Source organism: Caulobacter sp. HJHS_5 (assembly GCF_056683955.1).
This window is the reverse complement of sequence record NZ_JBWZNC010000004.1, coordinates 177,015-198,581: the sequence shown is the minus strand read 5'-3', so window position 1 is coordinate 198,581 and position 21,567 is coordinate 177,015. Positions and strand designations below refer to the sequence as shown.

Sequence of the window (21,567 nt, the reverse complement as noted above, 5' to 3'; positions counted from 1 at the left end):
CCTAAATCCGCCGCGCCACGATCATCGCCCCGACCACGCAGGACCCGAACAGCGCGCCCTCCAGCCCGCCGGTCACCGCCAGGCTGATCGGGCCCAGGCCCGTCTCGCCGAACAATCCGCCGATGGCGTCGAGCCGCAGGTGCGAGCCGGGGAAGGCGGCGGCCAGGCGCTCCAGGCTGCCGCCCATCAGCCGGCCGTTTCCGAGGTTGATCAGCACCCCGCCGAGCGCGCCGGTCACCCCGGCCGCCGTCATGCTCAGGCGTAGCGGCGGGTCCGAGGTCCGCAGCCCTCCGAGCCAGGCGCCAAGCCCGATGAAGAACCCCAGCAGCGCTCCCTCCAGGGGGCCGGTGATGCCGCGCGGCGCGTGGCCGAACAGCAGCTCGAAGGCGTCGCCGCCGAGCAGTTGGAACAGGGCGCCGACCAGCAGTCCGCCGAGCCCGGCCATCACGGCGACGGCCGGGGAAGGGCGGCTCTCGGTGTAGCCCGCCGCCGCCATGCCGAAGCTGACGCCGGCCCCGCCCACCAGGCCGACCACCGTCGTTAGCACCACCAGCACCAGGAAGGTCGAGGCCGCCCCCACGTCGGACGAGGCGGCGGCCGCGAAACCGTAGATCACGCCCCCGATGGCGCCGGCGCCGGCGCCGCCCAGCGCGCCGAGGGCGCCGATCCAGCGTCGGCGTCGCCAGAGAATCCTCGGGTCGACGGCGTCGGCGTTCGGCGCCGGCGGCGCCTCGACGGGCGCATCCGCCAAGGGCGCGATGAAGCGATAGCCGTGCTTCGGCACGGTCTCGATGAAGCGGGGGCGGGCGGCGGCGTCGCCCAGCGCCTTGCGCAGCGAGCGGATGCACTGGGTCAGGGCTTCGTCGGTCACCGGCACGCCGCGCCAGACCTCGGCCATAAACCGGTCCTTGCTGACCAGTTGTCCGGGCGTGCTGGCCAGCAGGATCAGGGCGTCGAAATAGCGGGCGCTCAGCTCCACCGGCGCGCCTTCGCGGCGCAGCTGGCGATTGTCGGCGTCGAGCTCGAAGCGATCGAAGCGGAGAGGGCCGGAAGCCATCTTTCAGCGATATCCCACGCTTTCACCGAAAAATCAGCCGCCGCTCATGCCGCTCACCCGGCGCGCCGACATGCTGAAGCTCTCTCACGCCAGGGAGCAACGCAAGGGAGCAAGGCCATGGCGCACGCGATCAACTTCAATCTCTGGCGGGCGGCGGCCTGGGGCGGCGCGGCCCTGCTGCTCGCCATCCCCGCGGTCATGACCCAGGTCAGTCCGGAGTGGGACTGGGGTCCGTTCGACTTCGCGGTGCTCGCGACCATGCTGGGCCTGGCCTGCGTCGCCTTCGAGCTGACCGCCCGGGCCAGCCGCGACATAGCCCACCTCGCCGGCGCGGGCCTGGCGCTGGGGACGGCCTTCGTCATCGTCTGGGCCAGCCTCGCCGTGGGCATCATCGACAACGAGGACAACCCGGCCAATCTGGTGTTTGTCGGCGTTCTCGCCATCGGCCTCGGCGGCGGGGCGCTCGTCCGGCTGCGCTCGGCGGGCATGGCGCGGGTCATGCTGGCGACCGCGCTCGCCCAGGCCGTCGCGGCCATCGTCGCCGTCGTGGTCGGGGTTCCGCCTGAAGGCGTGCTGACCGCCATCTTCATCGCCCCATGGCTGATCTCCTCCTGGCTGTTCTCCATCGCGGCGAAGCGGCCATGAGCGCCGCCCGCCTGCTGGCGACGGCGGAACTCGCTCTTGCCGAGACCGACTGGCCGCGCTTCCGCGCCCTGCTGGCCGAGGCCGCCGCCCGCGATGGCTGGCGCTGGCGCGACGGCTCCGGCCCCTCGGCCCTCGGCGGCAGCCTCGACCGCGAGGGCGGCGCCCACGTCGCCTACAAGCAGTGGCGCTGGTCCCACCCCCGCGAAGAGCGCGCGACGCTCTACGTCGTCGCCCCCACCGGCGGCTCGTCGGCCGCCGACGCCCTGCTGGATCGGCTGGCGGCGGAGTGGCCGGTGGCGGTGCGGTCGGGATAGCCGTTCCCCCCAAGCCACGGCTCTGCTATCGACCGCGCCATGACTTCGTTCGGACCTCTCGCGCGAATTACCCGCCCGGCGTGACGCCTCGCCGGCGCGCCGGGAATCTCGCCCGCACCCTGTCCCTTTCCGAACGATCCGAGACCTGACTCATGGCTGACGACGCCGCCCCGCGCGACTATCGCGAGACCGTCTTCCTTCCCGACACCCCGTTCCCGATGCGCGCCGGCCTGCCGCAGAAGGAGCCGCAAATCCTCGAGCACTGGTCGCAGACCGGCCTCTACGAACGCATGCGCCGCGCCCGCCAGGACGCCGGCGCCCCCCTGTTCGTGCTGCACGACGGCCCGCCCTACGCCAACGGCGCGATCCACATCGGCCACGCGCTGAACAAGCTGCTCAAGGACTTCGTCGTCCGCTCGCGCTTCCTGCTCGGCTACGACGTCGACTACGTGCCGGGCTGGGACTGCCACGGCCTGCCGATCGAGTGGAAGATCGAGGAAGCCTACCGCGCCAAGGGCAAGCGCAAGGACGAGGTGCCGACGGCCGAGTTCCGCGCCGAATGCCGCGCCTACGCCGCTAACTGGATCGATGTGCAGCGGGGCGAGTTCAAGCGCCTCGGCGTGCTCGGCGACTGGGACCACCGCTACGCCACCATGGACTTCGCCAGCGAGGCGACCATCGTCGGCGAGTTCCACAAGTTCCTGATGAGCGGCCAGCTCTATCGCGGCTCCAAGCCGGTGATGTGGAGCCCGGTCGAGCGCACCGCCCTGGCCGACGCCGAGGTCGAGTACCAGAACCACACCTCGCCGACGATCTGGGTGAAGTTCCCGGTTCAGGGCCAGCCTGGTCTCTCGGTGGTCATCTGGACGACCACGCCCTGGACCATCCCCGCCAACCGCGCGGTCAGCTACAATCCGAAGATCGACTACCGCGCCTACAGCGTCGAGGCCCTGGCCGAAGACCTCGGCTACGCGCCCTGGGCCAAGGTCGGCGAGCGCGTCGTCGTCGCCGAGAAGCTGGCCGAAGGCGTCATGAAGGCCGCCGGCGTCGCCCGCTGGAGCGAGGGGGAGACGGTCGACATCTCCGCCTTCACCCTCAGCCACCCGCTCGCCGCCCTCGACCCAGGCTACGGTTTCGACGTCCCCATGCTGGCCGGCGACCACGTCACCGACGACGCCGGCACGGGCTTCGTCCACACCGCCCCCGGCCACGGCGCCGACGACTATCAGGTGTGGCTCGACACCGGCCGCAGCCGCGAGGACATCCCCGATACCGTCGACCCGGACGGCGCCTACTATCCGCACGTCCCGCTGTTCGCCGGCCTCAAGGTGCTGGAGACCGAGGGCAAGAAGACCGGCAAGTTCGGGCCCGCCAACGGCGCGGTGATGGAAAAGCTGATCGAGGCCGGAAACCTCCTGGCCCGCGGCCGGATGGAGCACTCCTATCCGCACAGCTGGCGCTCCAAGGCGCCAGTGATCTTCCGCAACACTCCGCAGTGGTTCATCCGCATGGACCAGCCGCTGGGCGACGGGAGCACCCTGCGCAGCCGCGCGCTGAAGGCCATCGCCGACACCGCCTTCTATCCGGACGCCGGCCGCAACCGCATCGGCTCCATGGTCGAGAACCGTCCCGACTGGCTGATCAGCCGCCAGCGCGCCTGGGGCACCCCGCTGGCCATGTATGTCGACAAGACCACGGGCGAGCCGCTGAAGGACGAGGCGGTCAACGCCCGCATCCTGGCCGCGATCCGCGAGGGCGGCGCCGACGCCTGGTTCGTGCGCCCCGACGCCGAGTTCCTCGGCAATGGCTACGACCCCGACCGGTTCGAGAAGGTCGAGGACATCCTCGACGTCTGGTTCGACAGCGGCTCGACCCACGCCTTCACGCTTGAGGATCGTGACCCGACCCAGCACCCGACCAAGTGGCCGGCCGATCTCTATCTCGAAGGCTCCGACCAGCATCGCGGCTGGTTCCAGTCGTCCCTGCTGGAAGGCTGCGGCACGCGCGGCCGCGCGCCCTACGACGGCGTCCTGACCCACGGCTTCACCCTGGACGAGCAGGGCGAGAAGATGTCGAAGTCGAAGGGCAACACCATCGAGCCCCAGACGATCATCAAGGAGAGCGGGGCCGAGATCCTGCGCCTGTGGGTCGCCATGGTCGACTACGCCGACGACCAGCGCATCGGCAAAACCATCCTGCAGACGGTGATCGACGGCTATCGCAAGCTGCGCAACACCCTGCGTTACCTGCTCGGCGCCCTGGCCGGCTTCGAGCCCGGCGAGGCCGTCGCCTACGCCGACATGCCGCCGCTGGAGCGCTTCGTCCTGCACCGTCTGTGGGAGCTCGACCGCGACGTCCGCGCCGCTTACGAGACCTACGACTTTCAGAGCGTGTTCAGGCTCTGCGGCGACTTCTGCTCGGCCGATCTTTCGGCCCTCTACTTCGACGTCCGCCGCGACGCCCTCTACTGCGACCGCCCGGACGGCCTGCGCCGCCGCGCCGTGCGCACGGTGATGGACGCGGCCTTCGACCGCCTCACCGCCTGGCTCGCGCCGCTCGCGGCCTTCACCGCCGAAGAGGCCTGGACCACCCGCTTCCCCGAGGCCGGCCCGGTCGGCCTGCGGGTGATGCCCGTGACCCCCGCCGAGTGGGAGAACCCCGCCGAGGCCGCCCGCTGGGCCAAGGTCGACGAGGTCGTCCGCGCGGTCACCGGCGCCCTCGAGATCGAACGCCGCGAGAAGCGGATCGGCTCTGCCCTGGAGGCCGCCCCGCAGGTCGCCGCCTCGGCCGACCAGGTCGCGGCCTTCGAGGGGCTCGACGCGGCCGAGGTGTTCCGCACCAGCGGCGCGACCCTGAGCGTCGGCGAGCTTTCCGTCCGGCCGTTCCTGGCCGAAGGTGAGAAGTGCGCCCGCTGCTGGCGCATCCTGCCGGAGGTCAAGGCGCCCGCCATGCTCTGCGAACGCTGCGAGGACGCCGTGCAGGCGTGGGATGCTTCCCATTAAACACGCTCATCCCCGCGCAGGCGGGGACCCAGGCTTTTTCTGACAGCCCGAGGAGAGAAAAGTGGCGGCCAAGCCCCTGCCTAAACTGACCGTCACGGCCTACGCCATCGCCGCCGTCACCCTCATCCTCGACCAGCTGTCGAAGTGGTGGGTGCTGGAAGGCCTGAAGCTGCAGCAGGGCTCGATTCCCGTCGGCCCGATCCGCTTCTCCATGGTCTGGAACACCGGCTTCAGCTTCGGCCTGCTGCGCGACGGGGCCGAGGTCGGCCGCTGGGCGCTCACCGTCTTCTCGGCCCTGGTCGCCGTCCTGCTCGGGCGCTGGGCCCTGAAGGTCGACCGGCCGCTGCTGGCCGTGGCCATCGGCCTGATCATGGGCGGCGCCATCGGCAACATGATCGACCGCATCCGCCTGGCGGCGGTGGCCGATTTCATCGACGTCTCGCCCCTGCTGCCGTTCTTCCCCTGGGTGTTCAACGTCGCCGACAGCGGCATCACCGTGGGCGTGATCCTGCTCCTGATCGACACCGTGCAGAGCGAGCGCAAGGCGGCCGTCCCGAAAGCTTGATCGGGCGCGACCTTCAAGCCCGTTGGCGCCCTGATGCGAAAAGGTTATCCATCGCCCCCTGAAGCGGCCGGGGGCGGTCTGCTGGAGCAACGCACACGATGACTTCGAACGCCTTGGCCAAGGGTTCCCTGATCCTCACGGTCGCCGCCCTGGGCCTCGTGACCGCCGGCTGCCAGAGCGCCTCGAAGGCGCTGGGCATGCAGAAGGTGACTCCCGACGAGTTCCGCGTGGTCTCCAAGGCCCCGCTGGTGGTGCCGCCCGATTTCGCCCTCCGCCCGCCGGCCCCCGGCGAGCCGCGCCCGCAGGAGCTGCAGCCGGAAAGCGCCGCCCGCGCCGCCCTCACGGGCCAGGCCGCCGCCGCCAACCGTTCGGACGGCGAGAAGATGCTGGTCGCCCGCGCCGGCGGCGACAAGGCCGATCCGCTGGTCCGCTTCATCGTCGACGACGAGAACGGCGACCTGTCGCACAAGGACAAGTCGTTCGCCGACACCGTGATGTTCTGGCGCAAGGGCCAGGCCGCCAGCGCCGCCGCCCAGGCCAGCACCACCGCCGCCAACGAAGCCAACCCGCTCGATCCGTCCACCGCCGCCGCCAACACCGCGGCGCTCACCGGCGACCAGCAGATCACCATCGCCCGCAAGAGCGGCGGCAAGATCAAGCTGCCGGGTCTCTGATTCTCTGAGGAGCCGCCCTCGTCCCCTTCGACGCCGCCTGCGGCGGCGCTCAGGACAAGCTTCGAGGCCGCTTCGCGGCGCCTCAGAATGAGGTCTATTGCGACGTTGCACTCGAAACCTCACCCTGGGGTGCGAGCTTGCGAGCCTCGAAGGGCGGGGTTTCGTCGCAGTGCGTCGCCGCGCTCGGAATCGCGCTAACCTCGCCGTCCCATGCCCATCCGCCGTCTCCCGCCCGAGATCGTCAACCGCATCGCCGCCGGCGAGGTGGTCGAGCGGCCGGCCAGCGCGGTCAAGGAGCTGGTCGAAAACGCCCTCGACGCCGGGGCGACCCGCGTCGAGATCGAAATCCACGGCGGCGGCCTCTCGCGCATCCTGGTCGCCGACGACGGCTGCGGCCTGACCCCCGACCAACTGCTCCTGGCGGTCGAACGTCACGCCACCTCCAAGCTCGCCCCCGACGCCGACGGCGACTACGACCTGCTGCGCATCGCCAGCCTGGGCTTTCGCGGCGAGGCCCTGCCGTCGATCGGCTCGGTCTCGCGCCTCTCGATCGCCTCCCGCGCCAAGGGAGCCGCCGACGCTCACGTCCTGCTCGTCGAGGGCGGCGCCATGGGCGCCCCGGCCCCCACCGGCTTTCCCGGTCCGCACGGCGCCCGGGTGGAGGTGCGCGACCTCTTCTACGCCACGCCCGCCCGCCTGAAGTTCATGAAGTCCGAGCGGGCCGAGGCCATGGCCATCGCCGAGGAGGTCAAGCGTCAGGCCATGGCCCACGAGGCCGTCGGCTTCTCGCTGGATATCGACGGCCGCCGCGCCCTGCGACTGCCCGCCGAGCCCCCCGGCCCCGACGGCCGCCTCGCCCGCCTGTCCGCCATCCTCGGCCACGATTTCCACGACAACGCCCTGGCCATCGAGCACGAGCGCGACGGCGTGCGCCTCTCCGGCTTCGCGGGCCTGCCCACCTACAATCGCGGCAACGCCGCCCACCAGTACCTGTTCGTCAATGGCCGCCCGGTGCGCGACCGCCTGCTCCAGGGCGCCTTGCGCGCCGCCTACGCCGACTACCTGGCGCGCGACCGCCATCCCAGCGCCGCCCTTTATGTCGATCTCGACGCCGCCTTCGTGGACGTCAACGTCCACCCCGCCAAGGCCGAGGTCCGCTTCCGCGATCCGGCCCTGGTGCGCGGCCTCATCGTCGGCGGCCTGCGCCACAGCCTCGCCGCCGCCGGCCACCGCGCCGCCACCACCACCGCCGCCCAGGCCCTCAGCGGCTTCCAGGCCCGAACTCACACCCCCGGCTATACGCCGCCGCCCTCCGCCGCCGGCTTCTCCGCCTGGCAGGCCGGCGGCTGGACGCCCCGCCCCAGCACCGGCGTCCTTCCCGGCCTCGCCCAGGCCACCGCCCGCGTCGAGCCCGCCTTCGATCCCGAGACCGGCGTCTACGAGACGGCCGAGCCCGCTCCGGCCGCCCAGGTCATCGATCCCGTCGACTTCCCCCTCGGCGCCGCCCGCGCCCAGGTGCACGAGACCTACATCGTCGCCCAGACCCGCGACGGCATGATCGTCGTCGACCAGCACGCCGCTCACGAACGCCTGGTCTACGAGCGGATGAAGGCCGAGATGGCCGCCGGCGGCGTCGCCCGCCAGACCCTGCTGCTGCCCGAGGTGGTCGAGCTCGATCCCGCCGAGGCCGACCGCGTCATGGGCAAGGCCGAGGAGCTCGCCGCCCTGGGCCTCGTCGTCGAAGCCTTCGGCCCTGGCGCCGTCCTGGTTCGCGAAACCCCGGCCCTGCTGGGCGCCACCGACGCCGCCGGCCTGATCCGCGACATCGCCGACGACCTCGCCGAAAACGGCGCCGCCCTGGCCCTCGGCGAACGGCTCGAAGCCGTCTGCTCCACCATGGCCTGCCACGGCAGCGTCCGCGCCGGCCGCCGCCTCACCGCGCCCGAGATGAACGCCCTCCTGCGCGAAATGGAGGCTACCCCCCACTCCGGCCAGTGCAACCACGGCCGCCCGACCTACGTCGAGCTCAAGCTGTCGGACATCGAGAAGCTGTTCGGCCGGCGGTAGGGCTCTTCGCGCCCCCCCACCTGCGTCATCCTGAGCAGCGGCGGCGCGCCGCGTGTCGAAGGACGCATTGCATCGCCGCCGTGCGTCCTTCGACACGGCCGCTCGCGCGCCCTGCTCAGGATGACGAGCGAGGGTGGATGGCGGGCTTCACGGTTTCAAACCGTGTCCATCGCCTTGCGACGGTTTGACCCTCGCGCCCCCTTGGGCCACCCTCCGCCGCAAATCACGCTTGGGAGGCGACGCCATGATCTACCGGACCCTGCTGCTGGCCGCCGCCAGCGTGGCCATCGTCAGCTGCGGCCCCAAGGCGCCCGCCGACGCGCCGGCCGAGGCCGCCTCGGTGCTCGCCGCCCGTCCGCTGCCCGACAGCATCACCTATCCGGAGGGCATCGCCTATGACGCCGACGAAGGCGTCTACTACACCGCCAGCGCCGTCGACGGCGCGGTGGCCAAGGTCAAGCTCAGCGACAACTCGGCGACCATCCTTGTCCCCGGCGGCAAGCTGGTCCCGGCCGGAACCACCGAGTTCCCCGCCATCCTCGGCATGAAGCTCGACGAGGCCAAGCGCCTGTGGATCGCCGGCGGCGCGCTCGGCAACCTGCACATCGTGGATGCCAAGACCGGCGAGACGGTGAAGACCCTCACCACGCCCAAGGCCCCCGCCGGCCTGCTCAACGACCTCGTCTTCACCACCGACGCCGCCTACGTCACCGACACCCTGCGCCCGATCCTGTGGCGCGTCTCCCGCTCCGGCGATGCGATCGGCGCCCTGGAGCCCTGGCTGAAGCTCGATCCGGCCATCACCTACGCCGAAGGCCCCAACATCAACGGCATCGTCGCCACGCCGGACGGCAAGACCCTGCTGATCGTGCAGATGAACAAGGGCCTGCTCTGGAAGGTCGACGTGGCCAGCAAGGCGGTCACCCCGGTCGACCTCAAGGGCGCCGTGCTCGGCCGCGCCGACGGCCTGGTCCTCGACGGCCAGCGCCTCTACGCCGTGTTGCAGGAAACCACCGAGGTCGTCGCCGTGGATCTCGCGCCTGACTTCGCCTCGGGCACGGTGGTCGGCCATCTGAAAGACGACCGCTTCGTCGCCCCCGCCACCGCCTTCAAGGCCGCCGACAAGCTCTATGTCGTCGTCACCCAGTTCTCCAAGCGCGAGGACAACACGGCGACCAAGCCGTTCAACATCTACGAAATGCCGATTTCGGAGATTAAGTAAGGGAAAGTCAGCCCCCTTACGTTCGTCATCCTGAGTAGCGCCGAAGGCGCGTGTCGAAGGACGCAAGGCCTCGCCGATGCCTAGCTGGGTCTACATCCTGCGTTGCGCTGACGGCAGCTACTACACCGGCTGCACGACGGACATTGAGCAACGCTACGGTCAGCATCTCGCCGGGGAGACGCCGGGCTACACGGCGACCCGCCTGCCTGTCGACATGGTGTGGGCCGACGAATTCCAGAGCCTCTACGACGCCATCGACGCCGAGCGACGGATCAAGGGGTGGTCGCGGGCGAAGAAGGAGGCCTTGATCCAGGGGCGGTTCGACGATCTGCCCAGGTTGTCGCGCAGCGCTTATTTTCGAAGGCGAAGCTGACCGGCCCTGCGTCCTTCGACACGGCCGCTCGCGCGGCCTACTCAGGATGACGCCCTCAGTGGCTCCCAAAGTCTTCGTCATGCTGAGTAGCTCGCGTGTCGAAGCACGCAGGGCGGTTCGACTGTGCGAGTTCTCAGCACGACATCAACCGCCGCCCGTGCTATCCTTCCCCCTCAACACGCTGAGAGAGCGCCGTATGTCGCCCATTGCCAAGAGGCTGCGGGCCTAGGGACTGCTGAGGTCCCTTTTCGAGCCCGGACGAGCCTGCGCCGCCTAAGCGCGGCGCGTGTCTGCACGCCTCGACCTACGGACCTTTCCTTGAACATCTCCAAGCCGCAGCAGCGCACGCTGCACGCGCTCGCCCAGGGCGGGCGCATTCTGCTGATCCGCGACCCCGAGGGCCGCGTCCTCGACGCCGAATGCCTCAGCCACGATGGCTGGCGCCTCACCGACTGCACCCTCGCCGTCTTCAAGAAGCTGAAGGCGCGCGGCCTGATCGCCAGCCGCAACGGCGGTCCCTATCGCATCACCCGCGAAGGCCTCCACTGCCTTCGCGCCCAGCTCGACAACCGCGTCTCGGCGCGGGCCTGGTGATCCGGAACCCCTCCCCCAGCGATGGGGGAGGGGCTTTCGTCGCGCGGGTCGATCCCTAGAGCGCGCCAGGGTTAAGTGTATGCGGTTAACCCGCCCGGGCGCACTCTAAACATCAGGAAGTAGAGCCTTTTTCAACGGGCCAGATGATTCCATCTGGCCCTAAAAGGCTCTAGAAGCGCTTGGTCAACACAAGGCTGGCGGTGCGCGGGTTGGGCGGATTGTTGTACGGGTCGAAGCCAAGGTAGCCGTTCGCGATCGTCGGCGGCCGGTTGTCGAAAACGTTGGCGATGACCAGCTGCGCCTCGGTGTCGGCGAACGCCGCCCGCGCGCTCATGCGGCCGAGGTCCAGGCCGAGGAAGAGCGAGGCGGTCGTGTAGGAGCCGATCTTGCTGGGGGTCACGCCGGGGCGATTGTCGGTGAAGCCATCGACATAGTTCACGACCGTTCCGACCGAGACGCCGTCCCGCCCCCAGACCGCGCTGCCGTTCAGCCGCAGGTTCGACGGCTGGGCGTATCCATCGAGGCGGGACACCGGCGCGCCGTCGCCGGCCCTCAGGTCGAGGTTGAAGATGTACTGCCCGGTCAGTTGCAGGCGCGCATCGCCGCCGAACAGTTCGGTGCTGTAGGCGGCGTCGAGATCGAGGCCGTCGGTGAACTCCACCGCGAAGTTCTGCGGGCGGATGTCGAGGATGGCCTGGACCTGGGACAGCAAGCCGCTGGGGATTTCGCTGGCGGCGTTGTAGACGACGGTGTCTCCGCCGTTGACGAAGGGGACGTTGGCCGAAAACCAGCGGAAGGTCGTCGGATTGTTCACCACGGCGTCGATCTGCGCCGCTGTGGGATTGACGATGTTGAACCGCTGAAGGTCGCGCAAGCTCGCCGCATCGTCTTGGCTGGGCGTGACGACGCGGCCCTTGATCTCGATGCGGTAGTAGCCGGCCTTGATCGAGAGGCCGGGCAGCGAGGTCGGCGTCAGATCGATCCCGACGGTGAAGGTGTCGGCCTTTTGCGTGTCCAGGCCCGGATTGGCGCCGGCGCGATAGATGGCCAGGGCGTCGCCGGCGGGCAGGGCCGGGTTCTGGCTTCCTGGCGGCAGAAAGGCGAACGGCTGACTCCAGAAGGAAACCTGCTCGGCGATGCCGATGGTGTCGCGGAACCGTGGTACGAGGAACGACCGGGCGTAGGTGCCGCGCAGGGCGACGGACTCATTGATCTGCCAGCGGGCGCCCCCCTTCGGCGCCAGGGCGGTGTCGAAGCCAAGATCCTCGTATCGGGTGGCCGCCGACAAGCTCAGGCCGCGAACGAACGGAACGTTCATATCGGGGCTGACGACCGGCACGCTGAGCTCGCCGAACACCGACTTGGCCGTTCGCTCGCCGCCGGCCAGGTGGAAGAAGATGGCTGCGTCCGTTCGCAGGGTCTCTCGGCGATACTGCGCGCCGGCCGCGAGAATGATCGGACCGGCCGGCAGCGACGCCACGGCCGTCTGGCCGGTGGCTTCGGCGACGAACAACCGGTTCCGGTGGTTGTAGCCCGTCGTCCTGCCGCTGCCGTAGGTGAGGTCGCTTCCGGACTTGGTTTGCCCGTAGTCCAGGTTCACATCGACCTGACGTTCGCCGCCGTTGTCCCAGTGCATCGCGCCGTTGAGCGAATAGCCCGTCGTGAGGCTTTGATAGTCGCGGCTGCTGGCCGGCGTGTTGGGGTAGTCGAGCCGGGCGGAGCGGTCGCGCCGGAAATGTGATCCGTCGATGGAGAAGGTGAGGGGCCCGACGTCCTGACGCGCGCCAGCGTAGAGGCCGCTGAGATCCTCCTGGGGCAACTGACTGATCTGCAGCGGCGTGCGGCCTGAAATCACCGGATCGGTCACGAACTCGTCGCGGCGCTGGTAGCTGGCCATGCCGTAAAGGCTGCCGCCCTCCCAGCTCGTCCCGCTCAACACGCTGCCGTCCCAACTCTTGGCGCCGGTCTCGGTCATCACCCCGGCGCGGGCGCGCATTTCGACGCCGTCGGCGATCTTGCGGGTGACGAGGTTGACGACCCCGGCGACCGCATCCGCGCCGTAGGTCGCCGACGCGCCGTCCGAAATGATGTCGATCCGTTCGATCAACGCCGAGGGAATGACCGAAACGGTCGAGGCCTCGACCATGCCCACCGAAGGCATGCGCCGGCCGTTCACCAGCGTCAGGGTGGCGTCGGAGGCGAGCCCCCGCAGGGCGAAGGCCGCGAACGCATCGAACTGGTTGTACGAGGTGGCGGTGCTCAGGGTGGAGCCGATGCTGGTCGCGGCGGTGCCGAAGTCGCTGATATCCGAGGCGAAATTCTGCGGAATAGTGAGGATGTACTCCGACATCGCATTGGCGCCGGAGCGGACGACGTCCGCCTTCGTGTAGGTGAACACCGGGCTGGCGACATATTCGCGAGGAAGGCTGCGGATCATCGATCCGGTGACGACCACGCTTTCGACCTCCGAGGTGCGCCGCGACGATGCTTCGTCCTCGGTTCCGGGGGCGGCGGGTTGCGCGCCCGCGCCGGAAGACCAGATCAACCCGACGGCGGCGGCCATCATTCCAAAGCAGCGCATCAACCCCTCCTTGATGTTATGTTATTACGTCACATAACTGGGGCGCGGCATCGAAGCAATGGCGTCGTTCGATAGGGCGAGTAGGAGGGAGCAAAGCGCAGCCGTCGCCGTTATCGAGCGAAGTCAGCCGGAGGCGGCCATGATCCACCATGTCTCGGTCGGAACCGACGACGTAGCCCGCTCCAAACGCTTCTACGACGCCGTTCTGCCTCTCGTCGGCCTCGCGCTCATGGCCGCCGAGGACGAGGGCCTGGGGTACGGCAGCGGGACCTTCCACTTCAGCGTCCAGGTCCCGATCGACGGCGCGCCGGCGACGGTCGGCAACGGCTCGCACATCGCCTTCGCCGTCGAGACACGAACCATGGTCGATCGCTTCCACGCCGCCGCCTTGGCGCATGGCGGCGCCGACGACGGCGCGCCGGCTGTGCGATCCGCCTACGACGCGCACTATTACGCCGCCTTCGTCCGCGACCCCGACGGCCACAAGATCGAGGTCGTCACCTACGCGGCGAAATAGCTCGAGGTCGTCAGTTGAATCGCGGCTTGCGCAGCTGCTTCATCCGGTCGGCCGAACGCACCTCGACGTCGAACACGTCGCCGTCCCGCTCCAGCGTCAGCGGGATGGTCACCCCGGCCGGCCCCAGCGCCCACATGCGGGTGTAGAGGTCGGCGAGATCGGCCACCGGCCTGTCGGCCAAGGCCAGGATCAGGTCGCCGGCCTTCAGCTCGGCTCGCTCGGCCGGGCTCTTGGGGCTGATCCCGCCGATGACGATGCGGCCGCTCATGTCGTGGGCGAAGACGCCCAGCCACGGGCGCGGCGCCTCGCTGGCGACCCCGCGCGACAGGTCGTCGAGGATCGGCGGCAGGTGTTGGATCGGCACGAACATATTGATCGGGCGCGGGCCCTCGGGCGTCACGCTCTCCAGGCTCAGCGACCCGATGCCCAGCAACTCGCCCTCGGCGCCGATCAGGGCCGCGCCGCTCCAGTGCGGATGGGCCGGCTCGGTGATGATCGCGTCGTCGAGCAGATATTCCCAATAGCCGGCGAACTGCATGCGGGTCAGCACGCGGCCGGCCGCGGCGTGGGCCCGGCCGCCGGCCCCGGCGATGATCACCGCCATCTGCGAGTCCAGCGGACGGCTGTCGCCGAGCGGCAGGGGATCGACGCCCAGCGGCTCCAGCGCCTGCACCAGGCCGAAGCCGGTCGCCTGATCGACGCCCAGGGCGTGGGCCTGCACCGTGCGGCCGTCGTTGAGCGTCAGGGTCACGGTCTCGGCCTCGGTGATCAGATAGCCGATGGTCAGCAGCAGACCGTCGGCGCCGATCACCACGGCGTTGCCGATGCGCTCGGTCCCCAGGATCGAGGCGGTCATGGCGTCGGACGGAATCTGGGCCTCCAGGGCCACCACGGCGTCGAGGGCGCGGGCGAGATCGAATTCGTATCCGCGCGCCGAGGGCCTGAGGGCCGCGGCGACTTCGAAGCCGTCAAAAGGTGTGGCCAACGCGAGTCTCCTGTCGAACCCTTCTAAGGTTGGAGGTGTTCGAACGCCGCGCAAGCTCTCCCTTCGAGGAGGGTTAGCTTGTGCGCAGAAACAGCACCCCCGCCGGGCCCCAGGCCCGCTCGTCGATCACCTCGAACTCTGGAATCTCCACCGCCGGCTCGTCCTTGGCCCGCTCCAGCACGCAGATCGCGCCCGGCGCCAGCCAGCCGCCCTCCTTCAGGCCCGCCAGCGCCCTCTCCCCCAGGCCCTTGGCGTAGGGCGGGTCGAGGAAGGCCAGGTCGAAGGGCGCGCCGTCGGCGGCCGGCTTCGGGCCCAGGTCGATGGCGTCGCGGCGGTGGATGCGGGTCCTGCCGAACAGGCCCAGGGCCTCGATGTTGTCGCGGATCGCCCCGCGCGCCTCGGCGTCGGTCTCCACGAACAGGCAGAAGGCCGCGCCGCGCGAGACCGCCTCAAGCCCCAGCGCGCCCGAGCCCGCGAACAGGTCCATCACCCTGAGGCCCGCGAAGGGCTGCGACCACGGCGCATGGGCCAGCACGTCGAACAGGGCCTGGCGCACCCGGTCCGCTGTCGGACGGGTGCCCATGCCGGGTGGAGCGACCAGGGCCCGGCCGCGAAAATCACCGCCTACGATGCGCATGGTTCAGCCCGCCCGGCTCAGCGCGGCTTCGGGCCGCGGGGCGGGCCTTTCCGGTCCGGCCGGGGTCGATCCGATCCGGGGCGTCCCTGTCCGCCGGAGGGGCGAGCGCCTTGCGGGCGCGGCGGACGCGGTCCGTCACCACGCGGCGGGCCATCGGAAGGGCGGTCGCCTGAGGGGCGAGCCGATGCGGGTCTGCGGTCGCCGAACTCCTTGCGCGCGCGCTCGTAGGGGGTGTCGGCCGGGTCGAAGCGGACGCCCGCGTCCTTGCGGGGCGCGCGCTCATCCCTGGCCGGGCGTGCGAAGGTCTTGGCGAAGGGCGCGCTGGAAGGCGCCTTGTCCGGCCTTTCCGGCGGACGCGACGGGCGCGGGCCGTGCGCCTTCGGATTGCGCTTCGCGGGCTTGTCCGCCTTCGCGGGCGGCGGACGGTCGAGGGTGGCGGAGGCCCGCACCGGGCCGCGCGGCGTCTGGCCGGGCAGCACGTCGTCGGCGCGGGCGAACACCCTGCCCTTGCGCGCGCCGCGAGGCTTCTCGCCCCGTCCCGGATCGCTGAAGGTCTTGCCCTCGGTCTTGGCCCGCTCCACGTAGCTTGTCCGCTTGGACGGCCCATGCGGATTGGGGCGGCTCTTCGGCCTGGCCCAGCCCGCCTTGTATTCGGTCTTCGGCTTTTCCTCGGGGCCGATGCTCTCGGCGCCCGGCGGCGCGCGGCGGCGGACCACGCCGGCGGCTCCGGTCTTCGGCGGCGTCGGGGCGCGGCGGCCGCCGGTCTTGCCCTGGGCGCTGACGAACTGCGGCCGGTCGCCCTTGGGCATGTCCTGCTCCTCGACCAGCCCGACCAGCTGCTCGCGGATCACCCGAGGCCCGACCTCCTCGATGGCGCCGACCGCCAGGTCGCCCAGCGCGAACGGGCCGTAGGCCAGGCGCAGCAGGCGGTTCACCTTCAGGCCCAGGCTCTCCAGCACGCGCCGCACCTCGCGGTTCTTGCCTTCGGTCAGGGTCACGGTGATCCAGACGTTGCGCCCTTGCGTCCCGTCCTTGGCCTTGTCGAGCCTGGCGTCGATGGGGCCGTACTTCACGCCCTCGACCGTCACGCCGGCCTTCAGGCGATCCAGCTTCGATTGCGTCGCGTCGCCGAACGCCCGGGCGCGATAGACGCGCGGCCAGTCGGACGACGGCAGCTCCAGCGCCCGCGACAGGGCGCCGTCGTTGGTCAGCAGCAGCAGGCCTTCGGAGTTGAGGTCGAGGCGGCCGACCGAGATCAGCCGGGGCAGGCCCTCGGGCAAGGCGGCGAACACCGTCGGGCGGCCCTGCGGGTCGTTGTGGCTGGTCACCAGCCCGACCGGCTTGTGATAGCGGAACAGTCGCGTCGGCTCGGCGTCGCCCACCACCTCGCCGTCGACGGTCAGGATGTCGCCGGGGGCGATCTTCACCGCCGGGGTGGTCAGGACGGTTCCGTTCAGCGCCACGCGGCCGGCTTCGATCAGCCGCTCCACCTCGCGCCGCGAGGCGACTCCCGCCCGCGCCAGGGCCTTGGCGACCCGGTCGCCGTCACCCGCATTTTCATCCCGCTCCAAGGCGTCGTATTCAGCCATGGCTGAACTCCCTCATGTGGCCGTGCCGTCTCCCGACGGGCGCGCTCCTTAGACCCCTGATCCGGCTCCGATGCAATCCGACGACAGCTACATGCGCGCCGCCCTGGCCGAGGCCCTCGCCGCCGCCGCGCGCGGCGAGACGCCGGTCGGCGCCGTGATCGTAGATCCGGCCACGGGCGAGATCGTCGCCGCCGCCGGCAACGGTCCTATCGGCGCCCACGACCCGACGGCGCACGCCGAGATCGCCGCCATCCGCCAGGCCGCCGCCAGGCTCGGCAATTACCGCCTCACGGACCTCACCCTGTTCGTCACCCTGGAGCCCTGCGCCATGTGCGCCGGCGCCATCAGCCACGCCCGCATCGGCCGCGTGGTCTACGGCGCCGACGATCCCAAGGGCGGGGCCGTGGCCCACGGCCCCAAGCTGTTCGACCAGCCGACCATCCACTGGCGCCCGACCGTCCAAGGCGGCGTCATGGCCGACGAAAGCGCCGGCCTGCTGCGAGCCTTCTTCAAGGCGCGGCGAGGGAAGTAGGGATCAGGGCCGCGCCGGAATATTCACCGCCCGCTGCACCGCCGGGCGCGCGAGGCCGCGTTCCAGCCAGGCGCCGACATTCTTGAAGTCGCTGAAGCCGACCAGCTCGCCCGCCTCGTAGAAGCCGATCAGGTTGCGCACCCAGCCCAGCAGGCTGATGTCGGCGATAGTGTATTCCTCGCCCATGATCCACTCGCGGCCTTCCAGCCGGTCGTTCAGCACGCCCAGCAGCCGCTTGCTCTCGGCGACGTAGCGGTCGCGCGGCCGCTTGTCCTCGAAGTCCTTGCCCGCGAACCTATGGAAGAAGCCGACCTGCCCGAACATCGGCCCCGGCCCGCCCATCTGCCAGAACACCCAGGCGATGGTCTCCCAGCGCCTGGCCGGGTCGGAGGGGATGAAGCGGCCATACTTGTCGGCGAGATAGAGCAGGATCGCCCCGCTCTCGAACAGCCCCATCGGCTTTCCGCCCGGACCGTTCGGATCGATGATCGCCGGAATCTTGCCGTTGGAATTCAGCGACAGGAATTCCGGCGTCCAGCTCTCGTTCTTGCCGATGTCCACGAGGTGCGCCTCGTAGGGCTCGCCCAGTTCTTCCAGCAGGATCGACACCTTCACGCCGTTGGGCGTCGGCAGGCCGTAGTACTGAATGCGGTCCGGATGCCTGGCCGGCCAGCGCTGGGTGATCGGAAAGGCGGAAAGGTCGGTCATGGCGTGGGCTCCCTGCAGGTCCGCCACAGATAGGGTGGCGGTTCGCGCCGCCAACGCCTCACCCGACGAAATCCTCGCTCAGCCGGTAGTCCAACCGCTGGCGCACCGCCGGCCAGTCCCTGTCGATGATCGAGAACACCGCCGTGTCCCGCAGGTGGCCGGTCCAGGTGATCTTGTTCTGCCGCAGCACGCCTTCCTTCTCGGCGCCCAGCTTTTCCACCGCCGCCTGGCTGCGGGCGTTGCGGACGTCGACGTTGAACTGGATGCGCACCGCCCCGCTGTCGAAGGCGTGGGCCAGCAGCAGCCGCTTGCTCTCCGGATTGATCGGCGTCGAGCGCGCCTCCGGCCGCAGGAAGGTGGAGCCCACCTCCAGGTTCTGGTGCAGCCGCTGGATGTTCAGATAGCTGGTGGTGCCTACCACCGCCCCGTCCTCGCGGCGCACGATGGCGTAGGCCAGCCGCCCGCCCTTGGCCTGCTCGCCGGTCAGCCCGGCCCAGAAGTCGTCGAACCCCTCGCCGCAGCCGTTCAGCGGCATGATCTCCCAGCTGGCCGGATCGCAGTCCAGGGCGCCGCGCAGCGCCTCCTTGTGGGCGTCGGTGATCGGCTCGAGGCGCACCCAGGCGCCCTCCAGCTCGCGGTGTTCGAGGTTCATCAAACGCGGACTCCAGTGCGGCTGATTGCGTGGGTGATGGTCCATAGCGGCATCGCCAGGACGATGGCCATCAGGACTTCGAAAACCAGGGTCTGCCGGTCGAGCGGCAGCTTCAGGCGACGGCCGATCAGCACCCGGCCGCCCGCCGCCCCCAGCCAGGCGAAGGTCAGCGTCAGGGCCATGCAGGCGCCGATGCGCGGATCGTAGCCCAGCATCGCCGCCACCACGCCGTGGGTGGCGATCACCGCCCCGCCCAGCATCCGCGCGGTCGATCCGCCGGCCTCGACGATCGGCCCCAGCGGCTTGGGCGCGCGGCCCGCCAGCACCAGCCCGCCCAGCGTCCCGCCGATGACGCAGGCGATGACGGCGAGCAGCAGCGATAGGTTCACGGTGGTCAGGGCGAACATGGTCCGAATGGCCTGCAAGCATGTGTCCGCGTCAAGCGCGGCCTTCGTGGGATGGGCCGAAGTTCTGGCAGCACCATGGCGGCCCGTCATCAAATTGCGTACGTCGCCGTGGATAGTATGGGCCGCCGCGCTTGACTCGCCAGGAGGCCGCCCCTACCTCCCGCGCACGCTTGGCACTCGGGTGTGGGGATTGCTAACAAGCCCCGCTCCGCGCGTCATGCGGACCCTATTTCAACCGCTCCCAATGGAGAAGAGAACCATGGCGTTTCGTCCTCTTGGCGACCGCGTCCTCGTGAAGCGCGTCGAGGAAGAACAGAAGACCAAGGGCGGGATCATCATCCCCGACACCGTCAAGGAAAAGCCGCAGGAAGGCCTCGTGGTCTCCGTCGGCCCGGGCGCCCGCGATGACAGCGGCAAGCTCCAGCCCCTCGACGTGAAGGCCGGCGATCGCATCCTGTTCGGCAAGTGGTCCGGCACCGAGGTCAAGCTCGAAGGCGAAGACCTGCTGATCATGAAGGAAAGCGACATCCTGGGCGTCGTCGAGTAACTCGACCCGCCTTCAGCGACCGCTTCCGAAACACCCTAATTTAGAGAGGGCCCCATGGCCGCCAAAGACGTCTATTTCTCCTCCGACGCGCGCGACAAGATGCTGCGCGGCGTCAACATCCTCGCCAATGCGGTGAAGGTCACCCTCGGCCCCAAGGGCCGCAACGTCGTCATCGAAAAGTCCTTCGGCGCCCCGCGCTCGACCAAGGACGGCGTCTCCGTCGCCAAGGAAATCGAACTGGCTGACAAGTTCGAGAACCTCGGCGCCCAGCTGATCCGCGAAGTCGCCTCCAAGACCAACGACAAGGCCGGCGACGGCACCACCACCGCCACCGTCCTGGCCCAGGCCATCGCCGTCGAGGGCCTGAAGTCGGTGTCCTCGGGCCGCAACCCGATGGACCTGAAGCGCGGCATCGACAAGGCCGTGAAGGCCGTCGTCGCCGAGATCCAGGCCTCGGCCAAGAAGGTCACCACCAACGACGAGATCCGCCAGGTCGGCGCCATCTCGGCCAACGGCGACGACGAAGTCGGTCAGATGATCGCCGAGGCCATGGCCAAGGTCGGCAACGAAGGCGTCATCACCGTCGAGGAAGCCAAGACCGCCGAAACCGAACTCGACGTCGTCGAGGGCATGCAGTTCGACCGCGGCTACCTGTCGCCCTACTTCGTGACCAACGCCGACAAGATGGAAGCCGTCCTCGAAGACCCGCAGATCCTGCTCTTCGAAAAGAAGCTCTCCTCGCTGCAGCCGATGCTGCCGGTGCTGGAAGCCGTGGTCCAATCCGGCCGCCCGCTGCTGATCATCGCGGAAGACATCGAAGGCGAAGCCCTGGCCACCCTGGTGGTCAACAAGCTGCGCGGCGGCCTGCGCGTCGCCGCCGTCAAGGCTCCGGGCTTCGGCGACCGCCGCAAGGCCATGCTGGAAGACATCGCCATCCTCACCGGCGGCCAGGTCATCTCGGAAGACCTCGGCATCAAGCTCGAGAACGTGTCGCTCGACATGCTCGGCCGCGCCAAGAAGGTCACCATCACCAAGGACGACACCACCATCGTCGACGGTTCGGGTGAGAAGGAAGGCATCGAAGGCCGCATCGGCCAGATCAAGCGCCAGATCGAGGACACCACCTCGGACTACGACAAGGAAAAGCTGCAAGAGCGCCTAGCCAAGCTGGCCGGCGGCGTGGCGGTCATCCGCGTCGGCGGCGCCACCGAAGTCGAAGTGAAGGAAAAGAAGGACCGCGTCGACGACGCCCTCAACGCGACCCGCGCGGCCGTGGAGGAAGGCATCGTTCCGGGCGGCGGCATCGCCCTGCTGAAGGCCTCCAAGGCCCTCGAAGGCCTGACGGGCGATAACGAAGACCAGACCGCCGGCGTCAACATCATCCGCCGCGCCCTGCAGGCTCCGATCCGTCAGATCTCGGAGAACGCCGGCGTGGAAGGCTCGATCGTCGTCGGCAAGGTGCTCGAAAACGCCTCGGCCACCTTCGGCTTCAACGCCCAGACCGAAGAATACGTCGACCTGGTGCAGGCCGGCGTCATCGACCCGGCCAAGGTCGTCCGCACCGCCCTGCAAGACGCCGCCTCGGTGTCGGGCCTGCTGATCACCACCGAAGCCGCCATCGTCGAAGCCCCCAAGAAAGCCTCCCCCCCGCCGGCCATGCCGGGCGGCGGCATGGGCGACATGGACTTCTAACGAAGTCCGTCGTCCGCACGGGCTACTGAGTAAGCGTACGGGAAGGGCGGGGCCGCGAGGCTCCGCCCTTTTTCGTTTGGTGATCTCCTCCCCTGCGCAGCGGGGGAGGTGGCGCGGCGTTCCGCGCCGCGACGGAGGGGGCGCTCCCACCCAAACCACCGCTCATCCCGGCGAAGGCCGGGACCCAAGCTTTTGTCTGCGCAGTCT

Annotated in this window: 21 protein-coding genes; 13 read left to right on the top strand and 8 right to left on the bottom strand. The window is 69.7% G+C overall.

Going from position 1 to position 21,567, the window contains the following annotated elements:
• Position 1: 1 nt before the first annotated feature.
• Positions 2-1,057: a winged helix-turn-helix domain-containing protein gene (locus ACFLIT_RS09270; RefSeq protein ID WP_479910935.1), complete on the bottom strand. Its 1,056-nt coding sequence runs from the start codon at positions 1,055-1,057 to the stop codon at positions 2-4.
• A 117-nt stretch (positions 1,058-1,174) separates the two neighbouring features.
• Between ACFLIT_RS09270 and ACFLIT_RS09265 the strand changes: the two genes are divergently transcribed.
• From ACFLIT_RS09265 to ACFLIT_RS09225, 9 genes are all read left to right on the top strand, one after another.
• Positions 1,175-1,702 carry a hypothetical protein gene (locus tag ACFLIT_RS09265; protein ID WP_479910934.1) on the top strand — a complete coding sequence of 176 codons (528 nt, stop codon included), beginning with the start codon at positions 1,175-1,177 and terminating at the stop codon, positions 1,700-1,702.
• Positions 1,699-2,016 (top strand): hypothetical protein, encoded by a 318-nt coding sequence (locus ACFLIT_RS09260; RefSeq protein WP_479910933.1) that lies wholly within the window; start codon positions 1,699-1,701, stop codon positions 2,014-2,016. Before ACFLIT_RS09265 ends, ACFLIT_RS09260 begins: the two co-directional genes overlap by 4 nt.
• A gap of 152 nt (positions 2,017-2,168) precedes the next feature.
• Positions 2,169-5,018 (top strand): isoleucine--tRNA ligase, encoded by a 2,850-nt coding sequence (ileS, locus tag ACFLIT_RS09255; protein WP_479910932.1) that lies wholly within the window; start codon positions 2,169-2,171, stop codon positions 5,016-5,018.
• A gap of 61 nt (positions 5,019-5,079) precedes the next feature.
• Complete coding sequence (gene lspA / locus ACFLIT_RS09250; RefSeq protein ID WP_479910931.1) at positions 5,080-5,583, top strand: signal peptidase II; 504 nt, start codon at positions 5,080-5,082, stop codon at positions 5,581-5,583.
• 98 nt (positions 5,584-5,681) lie between these two features.
• Positions 5,682-6,257, top strand: a complete 576-nt coding sequence (locus tag ACFLIT_RS09245) for a DUF3035 domain-containing protein (protein ID WP_479910930.1) — start codon at positions 5,682-5,684, stop codon at positions 6,255-6,257.
• A gap of 210 nt (positions 6,258-6,467) precedes the next feature.
• On the top strand, positions 6,468-8,324 hold the full coding sequence (gene mutL, locus ACFLIT_RS09240) for a DNA mismatch repair endonuclease MutL (RefSeq protein WP_479910929.1): 1,857 nt from the start codon (positions 6,468-6,470) through the stop codon (positions 8,322-8,324).
• A 244-nt stretch (positions 8,325-8,568) separates the two neighbouring features.
• Entirely contained in the window at positions 8,569-9,546 is a 978-nt protein-coding gene (locus ACFLIT_RS09235) for a hypothetical protein (protein WP_479910928.1), read from the top strand.
• A 76-nt stretch (positions 9,547-9,622) separates the two neighbouring features.
• Positions 9,623-9,919 (top strand): GIY-YIG nuclease family protein, encoded by a 297-nt coding sequence (locus ACFLIT_RS09230; RefSeq protein ID WP_479910927.1) that lies wholly within the window; start codon positions 9,623-9,625, stop codon positions 9,917-9,919.
• 318 nt (positions 9,920-10,237) lie between these two features.
• Positions 10,238-10,513 (top strand): YjhX family toxin, encoded by a 276-nt coding sequence (locus ACFLIT_RS09225; protein WP_479910926.1) that lies wholly within the window; start codon positions 10,238-10,240, stop codon positions 10,511-10,513.
• A gap of 169 nt (positions 10,514-10,682) precedes the next feature.
• Here ACFLIT_RS09225 and ACFLIT_RS09220 read toward each other — a convergent pair whose 3' ends face one another.
• Positions 10,683-13,094, bottom strand: a complete 2,412-nt coding sequence (locus ACFLIT_RS09220) for a TonB-dependent receptor plug domain-containing protein (RefSeq protein WP_479910925.1) — start codon at positions 13,092-13,094, stop codon at positions 10,683-10,685.
• Between the two features lie 139 nt (positions 13,095-13,233).
• Here ACFLIT_RS09220 and ACFLIT_RS09215 point away from each other — a divergent pair, with 139 nt between their 5' ends.
• Positions 13,234-13,611 carry a VOC family protein gene (locus ACFLIT_RS09215; RefSeq protein WP_479910924.1) on the top strand — a complete coding sequence of 126 codons (378 nt, stop codon included), beginning with the start codon at positions 13,234-13,236 and terminating at the stop codon, positions 13,609-13,611.
• 10 nt (positions 13,612-13,621) lie between these two features.
• Here the strand turns inward: ACFLIT_RS09215 and ACFLIT_RS09210 are convergent, their stop codons facing one another.
• The 3 genes from ACFLIT_RS09210 to ACFLIT_RS09200 all read right to left on the bottom strand — a co-directional run bounded on the left by ACFLIT_RS09210 (position 13,622) and on the right by ACFLIT_RS09200 (position 16,822).
• Positions 13,622-14,596 carry a S1C family serine protease gene (locus ACFLIT_RS09210; RefSeq protein WP_479910923.1) on the bottom strand — a complete coding sequence of 325 codons (975 nt, stop codon included), beginning with the start codon at positions 14,594-14,596 and terminating at the stop codon, positions 13,622-13,624.
• 73 nt (positions 14,597-14,669) lie between these two features.
• Positions 14,670-15,233: a 16S rRNA (guanine(966)-N(2))-methyltransferase RsmD gene (gene rsmD / locus ACFLIT_RS09205; protein WP_479910922.1), complete on the bottom strand. Its 564-nt coding sequence runs from the start codon at positions 15,231-15,233 to the stop codon at positions 14,670-14,672.
• Between the two features lie 17 nt (positions 15,234-15,250).
• Positions 15,251-16,822: a pseudouridine synthase gene (locus ACFLIT_RS09200; RefSeq protein ID WP_479910921.1), complete on the bottom strand. Its 1,572-nt coding sequence runs from the start codon at positions 16,820-16,822 to the stop codon at positions 15,251-15,253.
• 70 nt (positions 16,823-16,892) lie between these two features.
• On the opposite strand from ACFLIT_RS09200, the gene tadA reads away from it, so the two are divergent.
• A complete protein-coding gene (gene tadA, locus ACFLIT_RS09195) occupies positions 16,893-17,354 on the top strand; it encodes a tRNA adenosine(34) deaminase TadA (protein ID WP_479910920.1) in 462 nt (153 codons plus the stop codon).
• A 3-nt stretch (positions 17,355-17,357) separates the two neighbouring features.
• Here the strand turns inward: tadA and ACFLIT_RS09190 are convergent, their stop codons facing one another.
• From ACFLIT_RS09190 to ACFLIT_RS09180, 3 genes are read right to left on the bottom strand one after another with little or no spacing between them, the layout of a single operon-like run.
• Positions 17,358-18,062 carry a glutathione S-transferase N-terminal domain-containing protein gene (locus ACFLIT_RS09190; RefSeq protein ID WP_479910919.1) on the bottom strand — a complete coding sequence of 235 codons (705 nt, stop codon included), beginning with the start codon at positions 18,060-18,062 and terminating at the stop codon, positions 17,358-17,360.
• Between the two features lie 58 nt (positions 18,063-18,120).
• Positions 18,121-18,714, bottom strand: a complete 594-nt coding sequence (locus ACFLIT_RS09185) for a GNAT family N-acetyltransferase (RefSeq protein WP_479910918.1) — start codon at positions 18,712-18,714, stop codon at positions 18,121-18,123.
• The gene (locus tag ACFLIT_RS09180) at positions 18,714-19,139 is read right to left on the bottom strand and encodes a DUF4345 family protein (RefSeq protein WP_479910917.1); all 426 of its coding nucleotides are present in this window, start codon (positions 19,137-19,139) and stop codon (positions 18,714-18,716) included. Before ACFLIT_RS09180 ends, ACFLIT_RS09185 begins: the two co-directional genes overlap by 1 nt.
• 241 nt (positions 19,140-19,380) lie before the next feature.
• On the opposite strand from ACFLIT_RS09180, the gene groES reads away from it, so the two are divergent.
• Both groES and groL read left to right on the top strand, forming a co-directional pair.
• The gene (groES, locus tag ACFLIT_RS09175; protein WP_479910916.1) at positions 19,381-19,668 is read left to right on the top strand and encodes a co-chaperone GroES; all 288 of its coding nucleotides are present in this window, start codon (positions 19,381-19,383) and stop codon (positions 19,666-19,668) included.
• A 54-nt stretch (positions 19,669-19,722) separates the two neighbouring features.
• Positions 19,723-21,360 carry a chaperonin GroEL gene (gene groL, locus ACFLIT_RS09170; protein ID WP_479910915.1) on the top strand — a complete coding sequence of 546 codons (1,638 nt, stop codon included), beginning with the start codon at positions 19,723-19,725 and terminating at the stop codon, positions 21,358-21,360.
• Positions 21,361-21,567 lie beyond the last annotated feature (207 nt).